Source organism: Pseudoalteromonas sp. SG44-1 (assembly GCF_014164315.1).
Taxonomy (GTDB): Bacteria; Pseudomonadota; Gammaproteobacteria; order Enterobacterales; family Alteromonadaceae; genus Pseudoalteromonas; species Pseudoalteromonas rhizosphaerae.
The window spans coordinates 1-654 of sequence record NZ_JACJEW010000223.1 but is presented as its reverse complement, the minus strand read 5'-3'; the positions used below and the strand labels follow the sequence as shown (position 1 = coordinate 654).

1 protein-coding gene is annotated in these 654 nt (G+C 40.2%); it reads right to left on the bottom strand.

What is annotated here, in order from left to right; genetic code table 11:
• Positions 1-87 precede the first annotated feature (87 nt).
• The coding region (locus tag H5187_RS23890; RefSeq protein WP_182798511.1) for a transposase at positions 88-654 on the bottom strand (567 nt) is incomplete at its 5' end.

Genomic DNA, 654 nt, shown 5'->3' with positions numbered 1-654 from the left:
AATACTGCGCCACTGTTCAAGGCTACGTGTTTTTCTCATGGCTATCTCCTCATTGAAATTCGGAAATAGCTTAATCATTTTGACGAGTTACTGGCAGGTGCATTTTGCTAGACGCTTACCATTAACTCCCATAATTGTTATCATTCTTCTGAAGTTGTAAGCCAGAACATGAAGACTTATTTCTGTCCCCACGCTTTTTAAACCTCGTGTTAGTAAGTGGGTAGCTCCCATCCAGAGTTTAATTGTGCCAAAGGGGTGCTCAACAGTTTGCTTTCGATGAAGCATCAATTCAGGTTCATTCTTTAGCTTTTGAAGCATTTCTTCTGTCAGAACCTCATGCACCCACCGCCTTATTCGCCTAGGGTCTTTTTTAGAGTTAGTGCACTGACTTCTTATTTTACAATCTCGACAAGCAATGTGATTGAAGTAAACATCAAGGTATTTACCTTGCTCAAATACTTGCATTCGATTTTGAAGTTCATTTCCAGCGGGGCATAAGTAAATGTCTTTATTTGCATCGTATTTGAAGAGTGAGCGGTTAAATATCCCTTTCTTTTCAGAGGACGATGTATCCGTCTTGGGCATGATTGGCTCTGCACCCAAATCGATAGTGTCTTTTATATCAGGCTGACTGAAGTAACCTTTATCTGCTAA